General features: G+C 63.3%; 20 protein-coding genes and 1 tRNA gene. 9 read left to right on the top strand and 12 right to left on the bottom strand.

Features of this window, described 5'->3' with window-relative positions; all coding sequences use genetic code 11:
• Nucleotides 1-20 precede the first annotated feature (20 nt).
• The gene (gene ychF / locus FS767_RS18535) at nt 21-1,121 is read left to right on the top strand and encodes a redox-regulated ATPase YchF (protein ID WP_058603088.1); all 1,101 of its coding nucleotides are present in this window, start codon (nt 21-23) and stop codon (nt 1,119-1,121) included.
• A gap of 126 nt (nt 1,122-1,247) precedes the next feature.
• Here ychF and FS767_RS18530 read toward each other — a convergent pair whose 3' ends face one another.
• A complete protein-coding gene (locus tag FS767_RS18530) occupies nt 1,248-2,702 on the bottom strand; it encodes an MFS transporter (RefSeq protein ID WP_144967311.1) in 1,455 nt (484 codons plus the stop codon).
• A gap of 98 nt (nt 2,703-2,800) precedes the next feature.
• Here FS767_RS18530 and FS767_RS18525 point away from each other — a divergent pair, with 98 nt between their 5' ends.
• Complete coding sequence (locus FS767_RS18525; protein WP_144967309.1) at nt 2,801-3,601, top strand: helix-turn-helix transcriptional regulator; 801 nt, start codon at nt 2,801-2,803, stop codon at nt 3,599-3,601.
• Between the two features lies 1 nt (nt 3,602).
• Here FS767_RS18525 and FS767_RS18520 read toward each other — a convergent pair whose 3' ends face one another.
• From FS767_RS18520 to FS767_RS18510, 3 genes are read right to left on the bottom strand one after another with little or no spacing between them, the layout of a single operon-like run.
• A complete protein-coding gene (locus FS767_RS18520) occupies nt 3,603-6,020 on the bottom strand; it encodes a DUF3772 domain-containing protein (protein WP_144967307.1) in 2,418 nt (805 codons plus the stop codon).
• 56 nt (nt 6,021-6,076) lie between these two features.
• A complete protein-coding gene (ada, locus tag FS767_RS18515) occupies nt 6,077-7,132 on the bottom strand; it encodes a bifunctional DNA-binding transcriptional regulator/O6-methylguanine-DNA methyltransferase Ada (RefSeq protein ID WP_144967305.1) in 1,056 nt (351 codons plus the stop codon).
• Between the two features lie 36 nt (nt 7,133-7,168).
• Nucleotides 7,169-7,792 carry a DNA-3-methyladenine glycosylase gene (locus FS767_RS18510; protein ID WP_144967303.1) on the bottom strand — a complete coding sequence of 208 codons (624 nt, stop codon included), beginning with the start codon at nt 7,790-7,792 and terminating at the stop codon, nt 7,169-7,171.
• Nucleotides 7,793-7,963: 171 nt separating this feature from the next.
• Here FS767_RS18510 and FS767_RS18505 point away from each other — a divergent pair, with 171 nt between their 5' ends.
• Both FS767_RS18505 and FS767_RS18500 read left to right on the top strand, forming a co-directional pair.
• The gene (locus tag FS767_RS18505; RefSeq protein WP_027915459.1) at nt 7,964-8,479 is read left to right on the top strand and encodes a sigma-70 family RNA polymerase sigma factor; all 516 of its coding nucleotides are present in this window, start codon (nt 7,964-7,966) and stop codon (nt 8,477-8,479) included.
• Nucleotides 8,466-9,419 carry a FecR domain-containing protein gene (locus FS767_RS18500; protein ID WP_144967301.1) on the top strand — a complete coding sequence of 318 codons (954 nt, stop codon included), beginning with the start codon at nt 8,466-8,468 and terminating at the stop codon, nt 9,417-9,419. Before FS767_RS18505 ends, FS767_RS18500 begins: the two co-directional genes overlap by 14 nt.
• A gap of 67 nt (nt 9,420-9,486) precedes the next feature.
• On the opposite strand, the gene FS767_RS18495 is transcribed toward FS767_RS18500, so the two are convergent.
• From FS767_RS18495 to FS767_RS18490, 3 genes are all read right to left on the bottom strand, one after another.
• On the bottom strand, nt 9,487-10,647 hold the full coding sequence (locus FS767_RS18495; RefSeq protein WP_058638607.1) for an MFS transporter: 1,161 nt from the start codon (nt 10,645-10,647) through the stop codon (nt 9,487-9,489).
• A 76-nt stretch (nt 10,648-10,723) separates the two neighbouring features.
• Complete coding sequence (locus FS767_RS22905; protein ID WP_167338938.1) at nt 10,724-10,861, bottom strand: hypothetical protein; 138 nt, start codon at nt 10,859-10,861, stop codon at nt 10,724-10,726.
• A 119-nt stretch (nt 10,862-10,980) separates the two neighbouring features.
• Nucleotides 10,981-12,195, bottom strand: a complete 1,215-nt coding sequence (locus FS767_RS18490) for an MFS transporter (RefSeq protein WP_144967299.1) — start codon at nt 12,193-12,195, stop codon at nt 10,981-10,983.
• Between the two features lie 314 nt (nt 12,196-12,509).
• On the opposite strand from FS767_RS18490, the gene FS767_RS18485 reads away from it, so the two are divergent.
• Nucleotides 12,510-12,586, top strand: a tRNA-Met gene (locus tag FS767_RS18485).
• An 82-nt stretch (nt 12,587-12,668) separates the two neighbouring features.
• Here the strand turns inward: FS767_RS18485 and FS767_RS18480 are convergent.
• Nucleotides 12,669-13,280 carry a LysE family translocator gene (locus tag FS767_RS18480; protein ID WP_144967297.1) on the bottom strand — a complete coding sequence of 204 codons (612 nt, stop codon included), beginning with the start codon at nt 13,278-13,280 and terminating at the stop codon, nt 12,669-12,671.
• Between the two features lie 174 nt (nt 13,281-13,454).
• On the opposite strand from FS767_RS18480, the gene FS767_RS18475 reads away from it, so the two are divergent.
• Complete coding sequence (locus tag FS767_RS18475; protein WP_144967295.1) at nt 13,455-14,372, top strand: LysR substrate-binding domain-containing protein; 918 nt, start codon at nt 13,455-13,457, stop codon at nt 14,370-14,372.
• Here FS767_RS18475 and FS767_RS18470 read toward each other — a convergent pair.
• From FS767_RS18470 to FS767_RS18460, 3 genes are read right to left on the bottom strand one after another with little or no spacing between them, the layout of a single operon-like run.
• Nucleotides 14,312-14,905 (bottom strand): D-Ala-D-Ala carboxypeptidase family metallohydrolase, encoded by a 594-nt coding sequence (locus FS767_RS18470; RefSeq protein WP_178102748.1) that lies wholly within the window; start codon nt 14,903-14,905, stop codon nt 14,312-14,314. The genes FS767_RS18475 and FS767_RS18470 overlap by 61 nt on opposite strands.
• Nucleotides 14,906-14,946: 41 nt before the next feature.
• A complete protein-coding gene (rimI, locus tag FS767_RS18465; protein ID WP_023533216.1) occupies nt 14,947-15,399 on the bottom strand; it encodes a ribosomal protein S18-alanine N-acetyltransferase in 453 nt (150 codons plus the stop codon).
• Nucleotides 15,396-16,181 (bottom strand): energy transducer TonB, encoded by a 786-nt coding sequence (locus FS767_RS18460; RefSeq protein ID WP_144967293.1) that lies wholly within the window; start codon nt 16,179-16,181, stop codon nt 15,396-15,398. Before FS767_RS18460 ends, rimI begins: the two co-directional genes overlap by 4 nt.
• Nucleotides 16,182-16,403: 222 nt before the next feature.
• Between FS767_RS18460 and mksB the strand changes: the two genes are divergently transcribed.
• From mksB to mksF, 3 genes are read left to right on the top strand one after another with little or no spacing between them, the layout of a single operon-like run.
• Nucleotides 16,404-17,693 (top strand): Mks condensin complex protein MksB, encoded by a 1,290-nt coding sequence (gene mksB, locus FS767_RS18455; protein ID WP_144967291.1) that lies wholly within the window; start codon nt 16,404-16,406, stop codon nt 17,691-17,693.
• Nucleotides 17,683-18,390, top strand: a complete 708-nt coding sequence (mksE, locus tag FS767_RS18450) for an Mks condensin complex protein MksE (RefSeq protein ID WP_144967289.1) — start codon at nt 17,683-17,685, stop codon at nt 18,388-18,390. Before mksB ends, mksE begins: the two co-directional genes overlap by 11 nt.
• Entirely contained in the window at nt 18,387-21,218 is a 2,832-nt protein-coding gene (mksF, locus tag FS767_RS18445) for an Mks condensin complex protein MksF (protein ID WP_144967287.1), read from the top strand. Before mksE ends, mksF begins: the two co-directional genes overlap by 4 nt.
• 134 nt (nt 21,219-21,352) lie before the next feature.
• Here mksF and FS767_RS18440 read toward each other — a convergent pair whose 3' ends face one another.
• Nucleotides 21,353-21,808 carry a CreA family protein gene (locus FS767_RS18440; RefSeq protein WP_371259680.1) on the bottom strand — a complete coding sequence of 152 codons (456 nt, stop codon included), beginning with the start codon at nt 21,806-21,808 and terminating at the stop codon, nt 21,353-21,355.

The raw sequence follows: 21,808 nt of genomic DNA, 5'->3' as shown, positions 1-21,808 counted from the left end.
CTTTAGAGAGGGGAATACCCATGGGTTTCAATTGCGGCATCGTCGGCCTGCCCAACGTCGGCAAGTCCACCCTGTTCAACGCCCTGACCAAGTCTGGCATCGCGGCAGAGAACTTCCCTTTCTGCACCATTGAGCCGAACAGCGGTATCGTGCCCATGCCCGATGCGCGCCTCAATGCGCTGGCTGAAATCGTCAAGCCCAACCGCATCCTGCCCACCACCATGGAATTCGTCGACATTGCAGGCCTGGTGGCCGGTGCTTCGAAAGGCGAAGGCCTGGGCAACAAGTTCCTCGCCAACATCCGCGAGACCGACGCCATCGCCCACGTGGTGCGCTGCTTCGAAGACGAGAACGTGATTCACGTTTCCAACAGCGTCGATCCCAAGCGCGACATCGAGATCATCGACCTCGAACTGATCTTTGCCGACCTCGACAGCTGCGAAAAGCAGTTGCAGAAAGTGGCCCGCAACGCCAAGGGTGGCGACAAGGACGCCCTGGCGCAGAAGGCCATTCTGGAACAGCTGATCCCGCACTTCACCGAAGGCAAGCCAGCGCGCAGCCTGATGAAGAACATGAGCGCCGATGAAAAGGCCCTGATCCGTAGCTTCCACCTGCTGACCAGCAAGCCGGTGATGTACATCGCCAACGTTGCCGAGGACGGTTTCGAGAACAACCCGCACCTGGACGTGGTGAACGCCATCGCCGAGGAAGAAGGCGCGGTGGTCGTACCGGTGTGCAACAAGATCGAAGCGGAAATCGCCGAGCTGGACGACGGTGAAGAAAAGGACATGTTCCTCGAGGCCCTGGGCCTGGAAGAACCTGGCCTGAATCGTGTGATCCGTGCTGGTTACGAGTTGCTGAACCTGCAGACCTACTTCACTGCCGGCGTGCAGGAAGTACGTGCATGGACCGTGCGCGTAGGCGCCACTGCCCCGCAAGCGGCCGGGGTGATCCACACCGACTTCGAGAAAGGCTTTATCCGTGCCGAAGTCGTGGCCTATGACGATTTCATCCAGTACAAGGGTGAGAGCGGCGCCAAGGAAGCCGGCAAGTGGCGCTTGGAAGGCAAGGATTACATCGTCAAAGATGGCGACGTGATGCACTTCCGCTTCAACGTCTGATCGCCGCTTAACCGCAGCGTAAACAAGCAGGAGCGTTCAGCAGCCCACTTGAGGGTCTGCCGAACGCTCCTGTTTTTATTCAAGCCCGAAAAAAGCGGGAGCACGGCGCCATTGCGTGCGGCTTACTCACCTCCTCTCAGACCGCTGCTCGCCTGCCAGCATCACCAGCAAGACGATCACCATCACTGCGGCACCCAGGTTGTAGAGCATGCCGGCCACAAACGCATGCACATACTGGCCGGCCTGAACGACCGAGCCTTCCCCTGGCAGCGCTGCCGCGAAGAAGATCCCCACCACGGCCACCCCCAGCGCCGCACCGACCTGCTGCACGGTCGCGATCACGCCCGAGGCCATGCCGGCCTTCGCTTCGTCGACCAGGGCCAGTACCAGGTTGAGCAAAGGGGTCATCACCAACCCCTGCCCCGCACCTACCACGATCAGTACCGGGATCAGCCAAACTGGCACCAGCTGTGCGCCTGCCGCCTGGACCTGGGCAATCAGCAACCCGATCGACAGCGCGTACAGCAAGGCCCCTACCACGATCGCTCGTATTCCCCAGCCCGCAACCAGCCGCGGGGCAGCAAGCGATGCCAGTACGAAACCCACACTGCAGGGTGCGAAGATACTGCCCGCCATGAAGGGATCCAGACCCAGCCCGCTTTGCATCAGCAGGGCGAAGCACAGAAAGAAGGAACTGGATGTGGAATAGACCACCAGCACCAGCAGCGTACCCAGTGCAAAGCGGCGCTGCGTCAACAGTTGCATGTCCACCAAGGGCAACCTGCCGGTCGCTCGTCGCCGTTGCTGCTGGCGCTTGAACAGCGCGAGCAAGCCCAATGCCAGGCCGAGCGCGAAGAAACTCCAGGCAGGCCACCCCTGCCCCGGTCCTTCGATCAGCGGCACGAGCAGCAATGCCAGGCCGACGCTGACCAGCGCCACGCCTGCCCAGTCCAGGTCCGGGCGCTGGGGCGCGCGGGTCTCGGGGATGTAGCGCGCCGCCACGATAGCCAGCAACCCAATGGGGACATTGATCAAAAAGATGCTGCGCCAGCCTGATCCGAACAGGTCAGCATGTACCATCCAGCCGCCCAGCACCTGGCCTGCGATGGCAGCCAGCCCCAGCGTCATCCCTAGCAAGCCGAAGGCGCGGCGGCTGTCCTGGGCGTCGAAGTTGACCCGAATCGAAGCATAGACTTGAGGGAACAGCAGCGCGGCGGCCAGCCCCTGTACAACCCGTGCACCGATCAGAAAAGCAGCACTGGGCGCCAGGCCGCATAACGCCGACGCTACGGTAAACCCTGCCATACCGACGATAAAAAGCCGGCGACGGCCAAACACATCCCCCAAGCGACCGCCGCTGATCAGCAACACCCCGAACGCCAGTTCATAGCCAGCCACGATGAAACCGATCTGCGCGAAGCTTGCGTGCAACCCGGTCTGCAGGCTTGGGATGGCGACGTTGACCACGAACAGGTCGAAGATCGTCACGAAGCCTGCCAACAAAAGCACTGACAGACCCAGCCATGGCGCGCCCCCAAGGCGATGCTCGGGCGGTAACGGGAGGGGAGTATTGGCGTTCATCGTGCCTTTCCAGAATTAAGATGCAGGTAGTCTGGGGCGGCCTCTAAACCATTACAATTTAACCGTTTATGCTATTACTCAAAACAACGAGACACGCCATGCGAACGCTGCAACGTACACGCTCCGACCTGGCCGATTTCCTGCGCTCGCGGCGCGAGCGCCTGTCGCCCGAAGACCTCGGCTTGCCAAGTGGCGGCCGGCGGCGCACACCTGGGCTTCGACGCGAAGAGGTCGCCGCGCTCGCGGGCGTAGGACTGACTTGGTACACCTGGCTGGAACAAGGCCGCGACATCGGTGTATCGGCCAGTTTTCTGGATAACCTGGCGCGGGTGCTGAAACTCGATGCCGCCGAGCGTCGCCACCTGTTCCTGCTGGCACATGCCCGTCCACCCGCAGAACCAGGCAAGACCTGGTGTGTCTTGCCGCCGCTGGTGCGGCGTTTGATGCACGACCTGCCGCACGCGGCCTTCGTCCTCAACCTGCGTTGGGATGTACTGGGGTTCAATGGGCTAGCCGACGCACTCTTCGGCTTCGCCGCGCACCCGCCTGAGCGCCGCAACCTGCTCTGGCTGCTGTTCACCGACCCGACGATGCATAGGCGCTTGCACGACTGGGACAGCCAGGCCCCAATGATGCTGGCAAGCTTTCGCCGCGACTTCGCCCGGGCCACGCAGGAAGCCGATATCCACGCATTGGTGGACGAACTGGAGCATGTTTCGCCGGCCTTCAAGGCCGGCTGGCGCACCCACGACGTGCATGCATCCTGCAGCGGTGTGCGCCAACTGGTCATCGATGGGCAAGCCCAGCCGTTCGAGCACACCTCGCTGACCGTCGATGAAGACCGGCACCTTCGGCTGGTGGTGTACGCACGTCAAGATGGGCTGCCAGGCAGCCCATGATTCACGCGTCTTTTTCAGCGTCGTCCGGGCGTTGCCCGTCCTGCAACAGCACCATGCTCTGCGGCGCCGACAGGGCGATACCTTCATCGCGCAGGCGGCCCAGTATGGTGAACAGCAGGTCACTGCGGGCACCGCCCACCAACCGCGGCCCTGCTACATAACCACTGACGCCAATCACCATGCCGGCATTGGTCAGGTCCTTGAACGACACCGACGGCGCCGGTGCTTCGAGGATGGCCTCGTGCTCCTGGAAGGCGGTCAGCAGCAGCTCACGGACCCGGTTGGCGTCGGTGTCCAGGGGCAAGGTCAGGGTAATACCGACCACGCCAAGCGCATTGCCCATGGTCACGTTGCGCACGTTCTGGGAGATGAACTGCGAGTTAGGGACGATCACGGTGGAGCGGTCTGACATCTGGATCTCGGTGGCGCGCACGTTGATGCGACGGATGTCCCCCTCGACACCCGCCAGGCTCACCCAGTCACCCACCTTGACCGGGCGTTCGGTGAGCAGGATCAGGCCGGAGATGAAGTTCTGTACGATCTGCTGCAGGCCGAAGCCGATACCGACCGACAAGGCACTCACCACCCAGGTCAGGCTGGTGAGGTTGATGTGCAGGGTCGACATCACCAGCATGGCCAGGAACAGGAAGCCCAGGTAACCCACCAGGGTGACCAGCGAGGCGCGCATACCGGCGTCCATGTCGGTTTCCGGCAGCAGGCGCTCACTCAACCAGCGCTTGACCACACGAATGGCCAGCATCCCGCCTACCAGTATGCCAAGCGCCAGCACGATGTCCTGGGGCACGATGTTCAGGTTGCCAAGTAGCTTGCCGCCCGTGCCATCCCAGTCACCCAGGCTCAGCAACAGTTCGCTGGGGCTGGTGCCCGACGGCATCAAGGTCAGCAGCAGGGCCAGGATCACCACGACGGTGCGACCAATGCCGGCGAGCACCGTGCTCGCCTGCGCCTGGTGCCGTGGTGCCAGGCCCAGCGTCGAGGCCAGCGCCAAGCCACCCGGTTGGCGAGGCGAGAGCAGCATTTCGCACAGATCACTCAGGAACGTTGTGAGCAAGTAGGCGCACGTGACGACCAGGCTTACCCATAGCAGCTTGGCTGTGAGGAAATAGGCCAGGGTGAGGTAGCCGGTGATCAGCGATAGCAGGATCGCGGCCAGCCACACCACCATCACGAACGGGATCAAGCCGGCCAGGCCCGTCGCCCGGTCAATGCCATGCCGACGGCGAGCACGGCGGTAGGTCATCAGGGCGCCGGCGAAAATCAACGCCACCACCAGTGCAGTAAGGCCATTGACCGCCACGGTCAGGGCCAGGCTGACGCCGATCACACTGTTGACCCGCTCCAGGGTCATCATCACCATCAAGGCCAGTGCCAGCACCTTGGGGAACCAGCCCAAGGCCTCGGCCACTTCGTCGGCAATCGCCGGCAAACGCCAGGAGGGACGCTGCAACATCAACAGTGCCCGGCCAAGGCCGGTAATGAAGGCGCTGAACACCACCAGGGCAAGAATATGGTCGGTCAGGCTGGCCAGGTCCGAACCCAGTTGCGCACTGCTTTCAACGCCCCAGCGCAGCAACGATACCGAGCCGGCAATGGTGCCCAGGGTTGCCAGGCTTACGCCCACGGCCAAGGCACTGCGACGCAAGCGTCCCTCCGGTAACCAGCGCACCATGGACCTTGCCAGCAGCCGCTCCAGCAAACCCCGCACCAAGGTCCATACCAGGATCGAAGCGATCAGGCTGGTGAAGAACAGCCAGCGGTGTTCAGCGCTCAGGGCACTGTCGAGCGCGTCGGTGATCTCGCCGCGCAGGTCATGCAGCCGTGCCACATCGTCCTGGGTCGGGCGGATCATGCTCTGCCAGAACGCAGGGCTCAACGGCGACGCTGCCCGGCTGGATATCTGCGAGTTGAACAGGCTGCGGCGCAGGTTGACGATCTGCGTGGACAGGTCCCGCGCCGACTGGGTCAGCTTGGTGGCCTGATCCTGCTGGGTCACCAGGGTTTTCTTCTCGGCCTCCAGCGCCTTGCGCTGCTGGGTCAAGGTCGCAGGCTCGTCCGGCTGTGCGGGGCCGATGACCTTCAACTGGTCGTCCACCTTCTGCGCATCGGCTGCACGCTGGGTGCTCAAGGCATCGGCCTGGCGCTGAACCTGCACGGCCGCCATGCGCAGTTGCGCCAGCAGGTCGTCGTTGGCATCACTGGTGACGCCCTGGCGAATCTGGTCCAGTCGATCGCTAAGCTGGTCGACGCTCGCGGTTTCGTCCAGTGCCGGTGCGTCAGCGGCAGCCTGCGCCGTCGTCGCAGGGGCAGGTGCCGACCAGGCTGGGTTGGACGCTGTCACAATCAGCGCCAGCAACAGCATCACGCTGTGACTAAAGCGGGAAAGGCTGACACGCCTCATCGAACATTCCTCTTTGCAATTCGATCTGGCGAGCGATTCTACGCCGCTTCGGGCCATCAGGAGAGGGCTGTTTCGCGCGCCAGCAATTGCCGTTTGCGCTCGATCCCCCAGCGGTAGCCGCTGATGTCGCCGTCCCGGCGCACCACCCGGTGGCATGGAATGGCCACGGCAATACGGTTGGCCGCGCAGGCCTTGGCCACTGCCCGCACCGCCTTGGGGGCGCCTATGCGCTCGGCGATGTCGCTGTAGCTGACCCGGCAGCCGGCGGGTACTTCACGCAGCGCTTGCCACACGCGCTCCTGAAAGACGGTGCCCTGCACATCCAGCGGCAGGTTCAGGCCGAGCGCCGGCGCCTCGACGAACCCAATGACCTGCGCCACGACCTGTTCGTAGGCGGCATCGGCACCGATCAGCTCGGCGTTGCAGAACTGGTCTTCCAAGGCGTGCACCAGCGCCTCAGGCTCATCGCCGAGCAAAATCGCGCAGATGCCCTTTTCGCTCTGGGCAACCAGGATGGCACCTAGTGAGCACTGGCCCACGGCGAAGCGAATGGTCACCCCGGCGCCGCCTGCGCGAAACTGCCGGGGTGGCATGCCCAGCCGCTGCTCAGCCCCGGCATAGAAGCGGCTGCTGGAGTTGTAGCCCGCCTCGAAAATGGCATCGGTGACCGAGCCCTGCTCATGACCCAGGCTGCTCCTCAGGCGCTGGGCGCGGAAGGCCTCGGCGTAGGCCTTCGGTGTAAGGCCGGTTTGCGCCTTGAACAGCCGATGCAAGTGGAACGGGCTGACGGCCAGGCGCTCGCCTAACTGCTCCAGGCTGGGCGGTAGCTCGCACGCCTCGATCAGGCGACAGGCATCGCTGACCAGGCGCCGCGTACGCGCCGAAATGGCAGGCGGGCCTGCGCAGCGCTTGCAGGCGCGGTAGCCCGCTGCCTCGGCCAATGCCGGGGACTCGAAGAACTCCAGGTTGCTGCGCAGGGGTAGCCTGGCCTTGCAGCCTGGATAGCAGTAGATGCCGGTGGTGCGCACAGCATAGACGAAATGGTCCGCCGCCTCGGCAACACGTGCCGCAACGGCCTGCCAGCGCTGCTCGGGAGTGCTGTAGGTTGTCATGTTCGTCTTCCAGACTCAGTGCAGTTCGGCAAGCGCTCAGGCCCGCCACAAGTACCAGGCGGCGACGGTGCGATACGGTCGCCAGGCGGCGCCCAGCGCGCGCATCTGTGCAGGCGTCGGTGCTTTTTCCAAGCCCTTGAGCCGCCGATAGCCCTCCCGTACGCCAAAGTCATCGACCGGCAACACATCCAGACGCTCCAGGCTATAGATCAGCAGCATCTCCACTGTCCATCGCCCTACCCCGCGCAGCGTCACTAGGCGCTCGATCAATTCATCGTCAGCCATGCCCAGGGCCTGTTCGCGGGTTGGCACCACACCGTCCAAGCGGCCTTGGGCAATGCCCAGCACCGTGGCCAGTTTGCTGGCCGAAAAGCCGCAGCTGCGCAAGGCGGCGGGGTCCGCTGTCAGCAGTTGCGTGGGCGTGGGGAAAGCCTCTTGCCCAAACAGCGCCAGCAGTCGCCCAAGGATGGCGTCGCCTGCACGGGCGTGCAGTTGTTGGTAAGCGACCGACCTCACCAGTGCTTCGAAGGGTTCACGCCCCGGGGTAGTACGGTGGCGGCAGGGGCCGACGGCGGCAGTGTGCCGCGCCCAGTCCGCATCCAGGCCACCCAGGTATTCGGCCGCTTGCCGGTAGGCGAAAGGTTCGGCGTCGATCAACATTGAAGCGGCTCCATCGATCAGTGGAGATGCCAGCTTAACCCAGCCACTCATCGGCCGACTGCCGGATCTTGCGCAAGTAATTCCTGAGGCAGCATTGCCCGCCATGGCCTTACCCGCATAGAATTGAGAACCATTCACAATCACATCCGACAGGAACCGACCGTGGCGACGATGCAGCTTCCCGACACGCTCAAACCGACCGAGGTCGCCCTGCTCTACCAATCCCACCATGCGTGGTTGCGCGGCTGGCTACGCAGTCGCGTCGGTTGCAGCGAACATGCGGCCGACCTGGCCCAGGACACCTTCGTGCGCCTGTTGCGCGCCCGGCAGACCTCGCCGTTGAAAGAGCCTCGCGCCTACCTCAGCAGCATCGCCCGCGGCCTGATGATCGATCAGTTTCGTCGCCGTGCGCTGGAGCGGGCCTACCAGGACAGCCTGGCGCACCTACCCGAAACCGATATCCCGAGCGAAGAACACAGGCTGGTCATTCTCGACAGCCTGGAGCGCCTCGATCGTGCCCTGCACCAGCTCAAGCCGCGTGCTCGCCAAGCTTTTCTGCATGCGCAACTGGACGGGCTGAGCATCATCCAGATCAGCTTGCTCCTGGGCGTTTCGAAAGCGACCGTGGAGCGCGACCTGGCCAAGGCGCTGAAGACTTGCTACCGGTTGCGTTATGCCGACGCCTGACCAAGCACCCGCCCAGGCCCGGGTCGACCAGGCCATCGACTGGTTGGTAAGGCTACGCTTCGGCAGCCCAGGGCCGGATGCCCAGGCGCAGTTCCAGCAATGGTTGTCGTTGCACCCTCACAATGGGTTGGCCTGGCAGCGCGTCAGCAACCTGGGCGATGAGCTCGCCGGGCTACCCAAGGACCTCAGCCGTCGTACCCTGCAAGGCAGCGAGCGCCAGGGCATCAGCCGGCGCGACCAGCTCAAGCTGGGTGCATTGTTGGTGGTCGGCAGCGGCCTTGGCTGGATGGCGCGCGAGCCGCTGGGCCTGCCGGAGCTGCTGGCCGACAGCGCCACTGCCACCGGCGAGCGCCGACAATTGCAAGGCAGTGATGGCAGCCGCATCCAACTGAACACCGCCAGTGCCATTGACCTGCGCTTCACGGCGAGCCAACGCCGCCTGGCGCTTCTGCGCGGTGAAGTCAGCCTGGACAGCAATTCTGACGACAAACGCCCGTTCTTCATCGATACCCGAATAGCCACCCTGCGGACCCTCGACGGGCAACTGCTGGTGCGCCAGAGCGATCACGGCTTGCTGGTGGCGGTGCGCCGGGGCGAAGTCACGGTGATGACCGGTGCTACGCCAGTGCGGGTGCATTCCGGCGAGACCTTGCGCGTGCAGGCCAATGGAAGCCATCAAGCCGTCACCCCGCCCAGTGACCCTTGGGGCTGGACGCAGGGTGTGCTCAGCGTTCGGCAAATGCCGCTGGCAGATTTCGTCGCTGAGCTGAACCGATACCGCCCCGGTCTGCTGCGCTGCGCCCCAGCGGTGGCGAAACTCATGGTTTCCGGGACCTACCAGCTGGCCGACACCAATCAGATCCTGCAGCTACTGGCCCGCAGCCTGCCAGTGCGTATCGATTACCACACCCAGTACTGGGTCAACATCGACGCCGCTTAGGTCACTGACACGGCTCAGTTGGTAACCACCGGAGCGAGCTGCAATGCCGTTCCTGCAGGCAAATCCGCTAGCTTTCAGAGGGGGTGCAGGACGGCTGCTCACGCCGATAAGACTGCCGTGCAAAGCACACGAACAGCCCGGCCATCAATGCCAGTGCCATGGGCAGCCCGTGGGGCGCCACGTCCATGGCCGCACCGCTGATCAGCGGCCCCACCAGGCTGCCGACGCCCCACAACAAACCGACGCTGGCATTGGCTGTGACCAGGTCCTGCCCTTTGAAACGCTGGCCTATCAACACCAGCGCCAGGGTATAGATGCCGCCCGCGACAGCACCCAGCACCACCAGCAATGGCCACAACAGCCACGTCATGTTCAGCAACCAGGGCAACCCGATGCCAATGGCCATGGCCACTACCCCGCACGCCAGGTGCAGGCCGGTGCGCTCGACGCGGTCGGCAAGCCAGCCCAGCGGCAGCTGGAACAGCATGTCCCCTGCGAACACCACGGTCACCATCAGCGCCGCCACACCCACGGCAAAACCGTGGCTGCTGGCGTACACCGGCAAGAGCGAGAGCACCACGGCATCGAAAAACGAGAAAAACAGCACAGCCACGCACAGCGCCGGGGCCACGCGAAAGAAGCCGGCCAGGCCGAAGCTCTTGTCGTCTTCAGCGTGCAGCACCCGGTCATTGGGCACCGTCACCACGATGCACGCCAACGCCAGGCCATAGCAGGCCGTGACCACGCCGGTAATCCATGGGCTGTGGGCACCAAGCACCGCCAGCATCGCCGGCCCAAGCACTTGGAAACCGGTAAAGCTGGTAGCGTAGAGGGCCATGATCTTGCCCCGGTTGTGCTCCTGGCACAGTTCGTTGACCCACGACTCCCCAAGAATGATCGCGATGCCCATGCCAAGGCCCAGCGCCAGGCGCAAGATCGCCAGCCACCACAACGAGGCAAATGCAGGTTCCAGCAGGCCGATGCTCAGTGTGCACAGGCTGAAACAGAGCAAATAGAGTGTGCGCCGCTTGAAATACCGGCAGCAGGCATCAACCAGAAAGGCCGACAGCATCATGCCAGCCGCCGGAATGGCGGAAATCATCCCGATTTCAAGGGTGCCTGCGCCAGCCTCGTGCAGGCGCAACGACACCAGGGGCAGGGTCGCGCCCAGGCTGAACCCCACGACCGAAACGGCGAACAGTAAGCCCGCCAGCAAACGCATGTTCATGAACCACTCCCAGCAAACCGATAAGACGTGCAGACAAAGGCATCCACCAGCACGGCGGACGCTGTTCAAACGCTGATCAGTTCAAGTGGGGCGAGAAGGTGAAGGCAAACAGGACGCTACGACGGCGCTTGAGCACGGTGTCGCTCGGCCAGGCACGGCGCAGCCCATCCGGGGCAGGCTGACGGCGACAGGGCAAGGACAGGAAACGGCGCATTGCTTTGGCTACTACGCAGAAAGTGAGCAAGAGGCGGCACTCTAGGCCAGAGCAGGCGATACCGTCAATTGCCTCAGTGCCTGTGGCGTCAAGGGGGCATCCCTTCCCCTTTTTGATCATCAGCGCTTGCCCGTGCTCGGCAGCAATACCGCCAGCACCCCGAACAGGGGCAGGAACGAGCAAAGCCCGTACACGTATTCGATACCGCGCAGGTCAGCCACATAGCCCAGCAATGCCGCGCCGATGCCGCCAAAGCCGAACATCAGGCCAAAGAAGATGCCCGCGATCATGCCTACGCTACCGGGCACCAGTTCCTGGGCATACACCACGATGGCGGAGAATGCCGAGGCCAGGATGAAGCCGATCACCACGCTCAGTACAGTCGTCCAGAACAAGTCCGCGTAAGGCAGTGCCAGGGTGAACGGGGCCACGCCCAGAATCGAGAACCAGATCACCGCCTTGCGCCCGATGCGATCGCCGATGGGCCCGCCAAAGAAGGTGCCCGCCGCGACCGCGCCCAGGAACAGGAACAGGTGCAACTGCGAACTGGCGACCGATACGCCGAACTTCTCGATCAGGTAGAAGGTGAAGTAGCTGGTGAAGCTCGCCATGTAGAAGTACTTGGAAAACACCAGCAGCCCCAGCACCACCAGCGCGGCGACTACACGCCCGCGGGAGATGCCATGGGTAGCCTGTACCGCCTTGCGCGCCTTGGCTTGGCTCAGGTGCTCGATGTACCAGCGGCGCAGCATCAGGGTCACGGCAAGAAAGAACAGTGCAGCCACGCCAAACCAGGCGACATGGGTTTGCCCGAACGGGATGACGATGGCCGCAGCCAGCAACGGGCCCAGGGCAGAACCTGTGTTACCGCCTACCTGGAAGGTCGATTGCGCCAGGCCAAAGCGGCCTCCGGACGCCAATCGCGCAATACGCGAGGTTTCGGGATGGAATGTCGAAGACCCGATGCCCACCAGGGCCGAGGCGAGCAGAATCATCGGGAAGCTGCCGACGAACGCCAGCATCACGATACCGATCAGCGTGCACACCGTGCCCATGGGCAAAAGATTGGGTGTAGGCCGGCGGTCGGTGAAAAAGCCCACCCAGGGTTGCAGCAGCGACGCGGTGATCTGAAACGTCAGGGTGATCATGCCGATCTGGGCGAAGCTCAAGTCGTAATTGGCCTTGAGCATCGGGTAGATGGCCGGCAGCACTGACTGGATCAGGTCATTGATCAGGTGCGCCAGGGCGCAGAAGCCGATGATGCGCATCACCAACGGCGTAGCGGTGCTCGCCTGCGCTTGGGTGGACGCCGGGGCGGCGCTGGGGATGGCCATGGCCTGGATCTCCGTCGGAAAGCTGGGCTCCGATTATCGGGATACAAATAGATACATAGCTACCTTTTTTTCCATATCCAGCCTGGCCAGGCATTTCTTCCAGGCGCTGATGGGCTTCAAAGAGGGTCGAGCGAGTCTGGGGCTCTAACAGCTAAAGGCCGAGATTGAAGCCGATCAACCACACGATTCGGGGTTTCAGCGGGTCGATAACGCTACGCGCACCGCGATCGCTCGCTAAGTTTTTGAAAGCGTGCAAATTTTTTTTATAAAGCGTGTTGACAGGGGGGCCGTTCAAGAGAATAATGCGCGCCATCGGCTACATAGCTCAGTTGGTTAGAGCATAGCATTCATAATGCTGGGGTCCGGGGTTCAAGTCCCTGTGTAGCCACCAAACAAGACGAAGGGCTTACCGCAAGGTAAGCCCTTTTTCTTTGCCTGCCAGAAAGTCAGGCGGTCTTCGGCAGCCTGCGCAATCACCCCACGCTGCTCATCGCCACCATCAGCCCCAGCGCAATGAGTGCTACTCCGATCACCCGGTCCGCGATGATTTGCCGCTCGATCATTGCCTTGCGCAAAACGCCGTTGGAAAAAAAGACAGCGACCAGACTGAACCACGCCCAGTGTGCGAGCGACATGAAGGCGCCGTAGGCCAGGTTGAGCCACAGCGGGCTGCCCTGCTCTACCACCTGGCTGAAGGCACTGATGACGAACAGCATGGTCTTGGGGTTCAGACAATTGGTCAGGAACCCGGTGCGCAGCGCTTGCAGCGCACCGCCCGCAGTGCCTTTGTCGTCAAGGCGCACGCGCACGGTATTGGTCAAGGACCGATAGCCCAGGTACAGCAGGTAGCACGCTCCGACAACCTTCATGCACAAAAACAGTAGCGGGCTTTGGGTCACGATGATCGACAGCCCGAGTACGGTGTACAGCACATGCACCTGTACCCCAAGGCCGATGCCTACGGCAGCAGCCAGGCCAGCGATGCGCCCATGCGCATAACTACACCGGGTGACCATTGCAAAGTCGGCCCCCGGGCTGATGACCGCTAGTAGGGTGAACAAGGCGACAGCAAGGATTTCAGTCATTCAGGAACACTCGATAGGCGATGAACATGCACAGGTCAGGCATTATCGAACGCTTATCAGCTGCCTAAAATCGATTTAAAGTGTGCGCAATCGGTGAGTTTTCATCACCTTTCATCACTGGTATCGATTGCTTCTCCACGCGTATACCGCACCCCATGAGGGCCCCCGCCTGCCATGAAGCTTCCTCCCCTGGCCGCCTTGCGTTACTTCGACGTCGCAGCCTCTACCCAAAGCTTCATCCGTGCAGCCGAGTGCCTGCACGTCACCCATGGCGCCGTCAGCCGCCAGGTGCGCCTGCTCGAAGAAAGCCTGGAGGTGGCGTTGTTCGAGCGACGCAACCGGGCCGTTTTCCTGACCTCGGCAGGGCGCGCGCTGCATGCCACGACCCAAGCCATCTTCGAACAGCTCGAAAGCACGGTGCAGCGCCTCAAGGACAGCGATGACAGTCCGATATTAGTCGTCTCCTGCGAGCCCACCATCGCCATGCGCTGGCTGATCCCGCGCCTGCCGCGTCTTCACGCTGCCCACCCTGATCTTCAATTGCAGCTGGTGGCCGCAGGCGGCCCGCTGGACTTCGCCCGCACGGGCGTCGACATTGCCATCCGCCGCGACGATTTTCATTGGGGCCTGACGCTGCATCAGCAAAAGATCTGTGACGAGTGGATTGGCCCTGTGGGGCGCCCGCCATTGTCGGCGAAGCTGCAAGGGTGTCGGCAGTTGCACAGTGCGACCCGCCCCGACGCCTGGGCCACCTGGCTGCGGCTTACCGGCCAGACGGCCATCGCTGGCGAACGCAGCGACTTCGAGCATTTTTACCTGTCGATTCAAGCGGCCAGCGCGGGGCTGGGGGTCGCGATGGCATCAGCCTTGATGGTGCGTGACGAACTCGATACAGGGCAGTTACAGGCACCCCTGGGCTTTGTACGCGATGGCTCGGCCTACCACCTGTTGAGCCCCTGCGACCTGAATGACGCAGGCAAGCGCCAGCGATTTGCCGAATGGGTGAAACAGGAGTGCGAGGGCTGCCTGACTCACCTGGGCTTGCTGCAAAAGGATGACGCCGCGCTGCCGTCACCGCCCCAGGTACGGTAGCCGGCCGTGTCCAGATGAATACGACCGCTCGGGTAGCGGCCAAGGCCCATGCCCCACGCCTGACCGCGCTGCTGCCAGAAACGGCACAGCGGGTTGGGGTCGGCCCAGGGCGCCAGCAGGACATCCACGGCAAATGCTTGGGTATGCGCACTGCCGATCGCCCCGCCGGCACAGCGATTGAGGCCTGGATCACGGTAGGCGGAGACCACTTCGAAATCGGGCAAAGCTCCTTGCTCACCCAGCGTTCGGAGCAACGAAAGCGTAGCGCGCACAGCCGGCCACTGTTGCTCGGGCGGGACGGAAAACGGTGAAGCCCGGCACACTTTCCAGTCCGAGGCCGAGCGCAGCAGCTGGTCAATGGGCACCACGCCGTATAGGCGTGCCTGCACGAGCATGTCCCGAAAAGGCCGTGTCGGGTGCTCACCCGCCCACTGGGCGAACATCCTCAGGTCGCGTTCATCGGCTATGGCCCCGCTGGACGCCGAATTTACCGCCAGCAACAGCGCGGCAACCACACTCCGTTTCTTCGCCATGGCACACCTCTGCACGTCATGGCAGCGGCCCTGCCGCTGGCTCAGTCCGGGAACAACGTGCAGGCCATCACCAGCGCATCCTCGCGACCACCTGCAGCTGGATAATAGTCGCGCCGGCGGCCGATTTCATTGAAGCCGAAACGCTCGTACAGGCGATAAGCCGGGTTGCTGGCCCTCACCTCCAGGAAACACTCGCGACCGTTGAGCTGGTAGGCGCGCGACATCAGGTGTTCGAGCAGCCGCAAGCCAAGGCCGCGCCCCTGGTTTTCCGGCTTGACGGTGATGTTGAGCAAGTGGGCTTCGTCGATGATCACGTTGATCACGCCGTGCCCAACCTGTTGCTGCCCATCGAACATCAGCCAGACTTCATAGGATTTCAGGGCATCCAGGAAGATGCCGCGGGTCCAGGGGTGGCTGAAGGCGGCATATTCGATTTTCAGCACGGCATCCAGATCCGCCTCGGTCATGGGGCGAAAGCTGATCGAGTCACTCATTCAACACGTTTCCAGCGCGCCATCAGCTGGCGCATGGCTTTCCAGACGTCCGCTTTACGCTGCGGCTCGTCCATCAACAGTTCCAGGCCCGGCAAGGCCCACGCCTCGCCCAGGTCGTCGAGCTTGAGGGTTTGGTAATAAGCCTGGTCGTCGGCGCCGGCAGCAAAGCGCAGCGCCGGCATGCCCACCAGCCACAGGCAGGTGCAGGGCGCTTCTTCCAGACGCGCCTGGACAAAACCCTGTACAAAATCGCGGGCTGCGTCCGGGCCCTGGTCCATGTTGCCGCGCATCAGCAGCGGCCAGCGCACTGGCTCACCCACAATCTGCGGGGCATCGGGTAGGCCAGCGGCGCGCAGCATGTCCTTGAGCAGCAGGTAGGACGGGTCACGGCTCTGAAAAGGCTGGCCGGTGGCCAGCTCGACCAGCAACAGGCAATCGCCAGCGCGCAGCAATTGCAAGGCAAAGCGCGGAGGCGGTACCGGCACTGGGCGAGGGGTCGCAGCCTGCTCGGGCGCCTCCACAGGCTTGGCCGCGGCCTTGGCGGAAGCGCCAGGGCGCGGGACCTCGATCTTCGGCCGCTCGACAACCCGTGCCTGGGGGGCGACAGGTGATTTGTCGGCTATCGGGCGTGACGGCGGTTCGAAATCGATGTCCTCGGGCGGCGCCAACGGCAGCAGCAGCTCGGGCCGTGACGGCGCGGCGAACGGCAGCTCGGCGCGCGGCAGCCAGTGCACCACTTGCATGGCGGACAGGTAGGCGCGGCGACGTTGTTCGGTAAGCAAGGCGGTCATCCGAGGGGGTTGGGACAGGTGCGCATTCTAACGCCGATGACCTGACAGTGCCGCATCTGCTCGGCGGTTTTTTACGCATCCCCTGCCTGCCTGGGCAAGCCATAGGAGGCGCGCGGTTCGATCAGCCTGTCGCACTACAGACCAAGCGAATAAGAACCAACCCGTCGGATGCAGTACAATCGCTCCCTTTTTCTTGGCAACGAGTCCAAGCCGATGATCGAACCCAAGCGCGTCCTGCGTGCCCTAGCCGAACACTGGGCCCTGATCGAGCCGCTGTGCGAGCGTTTCGACCAGGGCACCCTCAGCCTGGTGGAGCTGCGCCAGCATGTGGCCCGCCAGCAGATCGAGAGCACCCCGCAGGACATTACCCAACTGCTCGATGTGTGGATCCGCCTGGACATCCTGGTACCCGTTGCCAAGAGCCCGAACCGCTTCGAGCTCAATGCCCAGATCCACGATTTTCTCGCCTACCTGCGCCGTGAACATCGCCTCGGCCTGTGCCTGGAGATCGAGGCCTACCTGCGTCACCTGGAGCGCCTGGCCGGGCACATCCAGGATGCCTTCGACAACCGCGACAGCGACGACCTGGCGCGGCAACTGCGGTTGCTGGACATGCGCGTGCGGGACGTGCTGAAGAAGCTCGACAACGATGAGCAAGCCCTGGTGGCCGTCGCCGAGCGGGCCAAGACCAGCAGCCGCCAGATACCGCTGCGCCAGCGCTATGCCGAGGTGCTGGCAACCTGGGACGAATACGTCGAGCCGATGATCCAGCTGGTCAACGCCGACGGCGCCTTCGAGCAAGGTGTGCGCAAGGTCGAGACCGTGCTGCTGAAGCTACTCGGTGAACAGGCGCGCCTTGGCCACCTGGTCGACGACGACATGCTGCTGCGCACTCATGCGCGCATTCTGGAGATGCAGACCAGCGCCCAGCTAACCCTGCGTCATGCCCGTGAACTGCTGCTGCCGCTGCGCGAGGAAGCGCGGCGCCATAACGCGGTTACCCGTGGCGCAGCCCTTGCACTGTCGGTGGTGCGCCGCAAGGGCCTGGACGCGCTGCCCCAGGCGGCCATGCCGTTGTTTACCCGCCCGCAAAGCACATTCCTGGGCAGCGCCAGCCAGGTCGAAGCCTATGTCTATGCCTTGGCGCGCTTCGAGCCCAAGCCAGCGCGTTTCCCCAAGGCGCACAAGAGCACGTCCGACGCCAAGCCTCGCGCACCGCGCACGGTCAAGGAAATGACCGAACGCTGTGAACAGGCACTGCCATTGCCAGACCTGATGGTGTGGCTGCTGGAGCAGGAGCCCGAAGGCGCCACCGACGAACTGCTGTACTGGTTCTCGCGCCTGTCACGGGAAAAACGCTTCAACCGCGAGCGCCTCGAGCGGCGTGACTACGAGACCCAGGAACACCGCGTCAGCCTGCGTTCGTACGCCCTGACCTCCAGCCGCGAAGACGCCGCCAGTGCGTCCCCAGAACCCCACGCGAGCCCAGCCCATGCATCTTGATCTTTCCGAACTGTCCCAGCTCGCACCGATCTTCCGCGAGCTGTTCAAAGGTTTCCACATCAGCCGCCGCGACCCGGAGCTGTACGCGCAGTTGTCCAACTTCCAGGACCAGTACCGCAGCCTGTTCAAGGCCCTGGGCTTCGAGCTGGTGTGCGACACCCGCGGTTTCTACTACTTCGTGCCGGACATGACGGCGGCGCAGGTCAACAAGACGGCGCAGCGCCTGTCGCTGTTCACCTTCATTCTGGTCGAGCACCTGGCCGATCAAGGCCGTGACCCGATCGCGGTGCTCGACGGCGGCAGCGTTGGTCGCGACGAACTGCCTTCGTTGCTCGATAAATACCGTGACCTGTTCCTGCAGGCCGAGGTGCAGACGGTCGAGGACCTGGAAGAAAAGATCCTGCGCCGCATGACCCAGCTCGGCTTCGCCCATGAAGAAGGTGGCATCTACCGTTTCCTGCCGCCGATGCACCGGTTCCTGGATGTTTGCCTGGCCGTGCAGCAGGACCGGGACCTGGCGGCGACGCTGCACAGCGCCCTGCCCTTGCCCACCCCAGTGCTGGCCGAAGACCCCGCCGAGCCAATGCTCGAACACACCGACGATCCGCTCGATCTGACGCCGTTCGAGGCTGAGGAAGACGAAGAACAGGCCCTGGCTCGTGCCATCGGCCAAGAGCAACAGGAGATCGACGCATGAGCCAGGAACGCTACGGCATCCGCCGCTTCGCATTGCTCAACACGGCAGGCTACAGCCTGGGTTTGTTCCCGCTGGAGCACCCGCTGTCGGTGTACGGCGCCAACAACCTGGGCAAGTCGGCATCGATCAACGCCCTGCAGTTCCCGATCCTGGCCCGCATGTCGGACATGAGCTTTGGCAAGTACAGCCTGGAGCAGTCGCGCCGCTTCTACTTCGCCAGTGACACCTCGTACATCCTCTGCGAACTGAGCCTGCCCCACGGGCCGCACGTGATCGGGGTCGTCGGCCGTGGGCCGGGTGGCGGCTTCGGGCACCAGTTCTTTGCCTACCAAGGCGAGCTGGACCTGGCGCACTATCAGAAGAACGACACGTGCCTGCGCCAGAAAGAGCTGTTCACCAACCTTGAAAGCAAGGGCATCAAAGCCTACGAGCTCAAGCCGGACGAGCTGCGCCGCCTGTTGGTCGGCGGTCATACCTCGGTGCCCCTGGACCTGACCCTGATCCCGCTGCGCTCGACCAGCGAGCAGAGCCTCAAGACCTTCCGCGCGTTGTTCATCAACCTGCTGCACATGCGCGAAATCACGGCGGCCAAGCTCAAGCAGCTGTTCCTCGATGCCTTCGAGCACAGCCTGCGTTCTGGCAGTGTCGACTACATTGCCGCCTGCGAAGAAGCCTTCCGCGATGTGCGACGCATGGAACAGGACTACAACGCCCTGGTCGCCGCCGGCCCACTGGTCGAGGCACTGGCCGGCGGCGTCGCCCAACGCGACATCCTGCGTGGCAAGCTGCACCGCATTTCGCCGCTGCTCGACAACCTGCTGGGTACCTGGCAGGACTACGCCATGGCGCGCAAGGAAGAGCTGGTCATCCAGGCCGAGCATTACCGGGGTGAACAGGACCGCTTGCAAAACGATCAGCGCGGCGGCACCCAGGAGCTGATGCGCCTTGAGCGTGAAATCACCGGCATCCAGCGCTGGCTGGGCGAGCTGTCGGTGTTGCGCCATCGTTTTGCCTTGGTCGATGACGTCAAGGTGCTGGAGCAGCAGTTGCTGGCGGCCAAGGATGCCCATGACGAGCTCGCCGGCGCCCTGGCCCAGTCCCGTCAGTTCAGTGCCGAAGACCTCGACCAGCGCGTTGGCGACCTGGAAAAACGCCTCAGGCAGGTCAAGCAGCAGCTCGACCACGCCGACAACAACAGTTACGCCCGCTTGCGCGAAGAGTTCTCGCAGCAGGATGTCGACCGCCTGATGCGCCTGTTCAATGGTGCCCTGTTCAGCCTGCCATTGGGTGAGCGTGGCATCGAGCTGGACGACAGCGACCTGTGGGTGAAATCCCTTGAAGCGGTGCTCGACCGCTTCAAGGGTGAGCGTTTCGAGGTGCCTGGTCTGTCCATCGACCTGTCCCACATCGACCCACCGGCCTTGCAGGCGCTGGCTGACCGCGCCGCGTTGCGTGATCAGAAGGAGCGCCTGGACAAGGAGCTGCGCCAGCTCAAGACCCAGCAGGCGGTAAGCGCCGACCGCTCGGCTTCCAAGGCGCAGACCGAAGCGCTGTACCAGCAGGTACTCGACGCCCAGAAAGCCCTGGAAGACTACCGCCGCAGCCAGACCCTGGCCGCCGAAGAGCCTGCCAAGCTCGAACAGCTCGCACAAATGGAGGCCGCCCAGGATGAACTCAAGCGCTCCAGCGATGCGTTTACCGAGCGGGTACAGCAGCTGTCGGCCAAGCTGCAACTGGTGGCGCGCCAGTTGGGTGACCTGGAGTCCAAGCAACGCACCCTGGACGACGCATTGCGCCGCCGTCAGTTGCTACCGGCCGACCTGCCCCTCGGCACCCCGTTCATGGAAGCCATCGACGACTCCATGGACAACCTGCTGCCACTGCTCAACGACTACCAGGACAGCTGGCAGAGCCTGCAGCGGGTGGATAACCAGATCGAAGCGTTGTACGCGCAGGTGCGCCTCAAAGGCGTGGCCAAGTTCGACAGCGAAGACGACATGGAGCGCCGCCTGCAGTTGCTGGTCAACGCCTATGCCCACCGTACCGACGAGGCATTGACCCTGGCCAAGGCGCGTCGCGCTGCCGTGACCGACATTGCCCGTACCCTGCGCAACATCCGCAGCGACTACGACAGCCTCGAGCACCAGCTTGCCCTGTTCAACCGCGAGATCAACCGACGCCAGGTGTCGAACCTGGAAAGCTTCCGTGTGGTGCTGGCACCGAACAAGGAGGCGCTCAAGCACATCGACCAGATCATCCACAGTGCTGGCCAATATGAAGAAGGCGAAACCCTGTCGGTGTTCGACCTCACCCAGAACGCCGACCAGGACAACCGGAACGAGCAGGCCAAGGAATACCTGGCGCGCCTGGTCGCCGCGAACCATAACCAGCTGGGGTTGAAGGACCTGTTCGAACTGGCGTTCGAGATCACCAAGGTCAACGGCCAGCCGATCATCCACGCCGACATCGACGGCGCGGCGTCCAACGGCACAACCATGACCATCAAGGCGCTGACCAACATGTACCTGTTGCTGCACCTGATGGACCGCGACTTGGCCGGGCGTGTGCGCCTGCCGTACTACCTGGACGAAGCGGCGGACATCGACGAACGCAACCAGGCGGCATTGCTGGAGACCAGCCTGCAGCTGGGCTTCGTGCCGATCCTGGCGAGCGTCAAACCGCAGGTCTCGGCACACGTGGCCATCGACCTGGAAGGCGGCAGCGGCCCCAACGGCATCTACATCGACGAATCGGACTGGAAGTTCATCAGCCCGCTGGAGGAGGTGAAGGTGGTGGTACGCGAAGATCAGGGTGAAGTGGTTATCTGACGGAGATCATGGGGCCGCTGCGCGGCCCCGACAATGGATGTTGCGAAGCTGAGGTTCTGGGACTGACACGCCTCCCATCACCCCCACCTCAACACTCACAACGCATCCAACTCAAGTCGACCCAGACCTGCCCGTCACTGAGCCCACGGCAGAATCGGAATCGCCGTCACGGCATTCTGCGGGCTGCCTTCGACGATGCGGTCGCTGTACACCAGATACACCAGCGTATTGCGCTTCTTGTCCAGGAAGCGCACCACCTGCATGGTCTTGAATACCAGCGAGGTGCGCTCCTTGAATACCTCATCGCCATCCTTGAGTTCGCCCTTGAAGCTGATCGGTCCTACCTGACGGCAGGCGATCGAGGCCTCGGCGCGGTCCTCGGCCAACCCCAGTCCACCCTTCACACCCCCCGTCTTGGCTCGCGACAGGTAGCACGTCACACCTTCGACCTTGGGGTCGTCGAAGGCTTCCACGACGATGCGGTCGTTCGGCCCCAGGAACTTGAAGACAGTGGACACCTGGCCGATTTCCTCGGCGCCAGCCAGCATCGGCAACCCAAGGGCTGCCACGACAAACAGTTTCTTCAGCAT

The organism is Pseudomonas sp. DE0010 (genome assembly GCF_007680745.1).
Taxonomy (GTDB): domain Bacteria; phylum Pseudomonadota; class Gammaproteobacteria; order Pseudomonadales; family Pseudomonadaceae; genus Aquipseudomonas; species Aquipseudomonas parafulva_B.
Note: the sequence above shows the minus strand (reverse complement) of the source record. Positions and strands in the feature narration are given on the sequence as shown.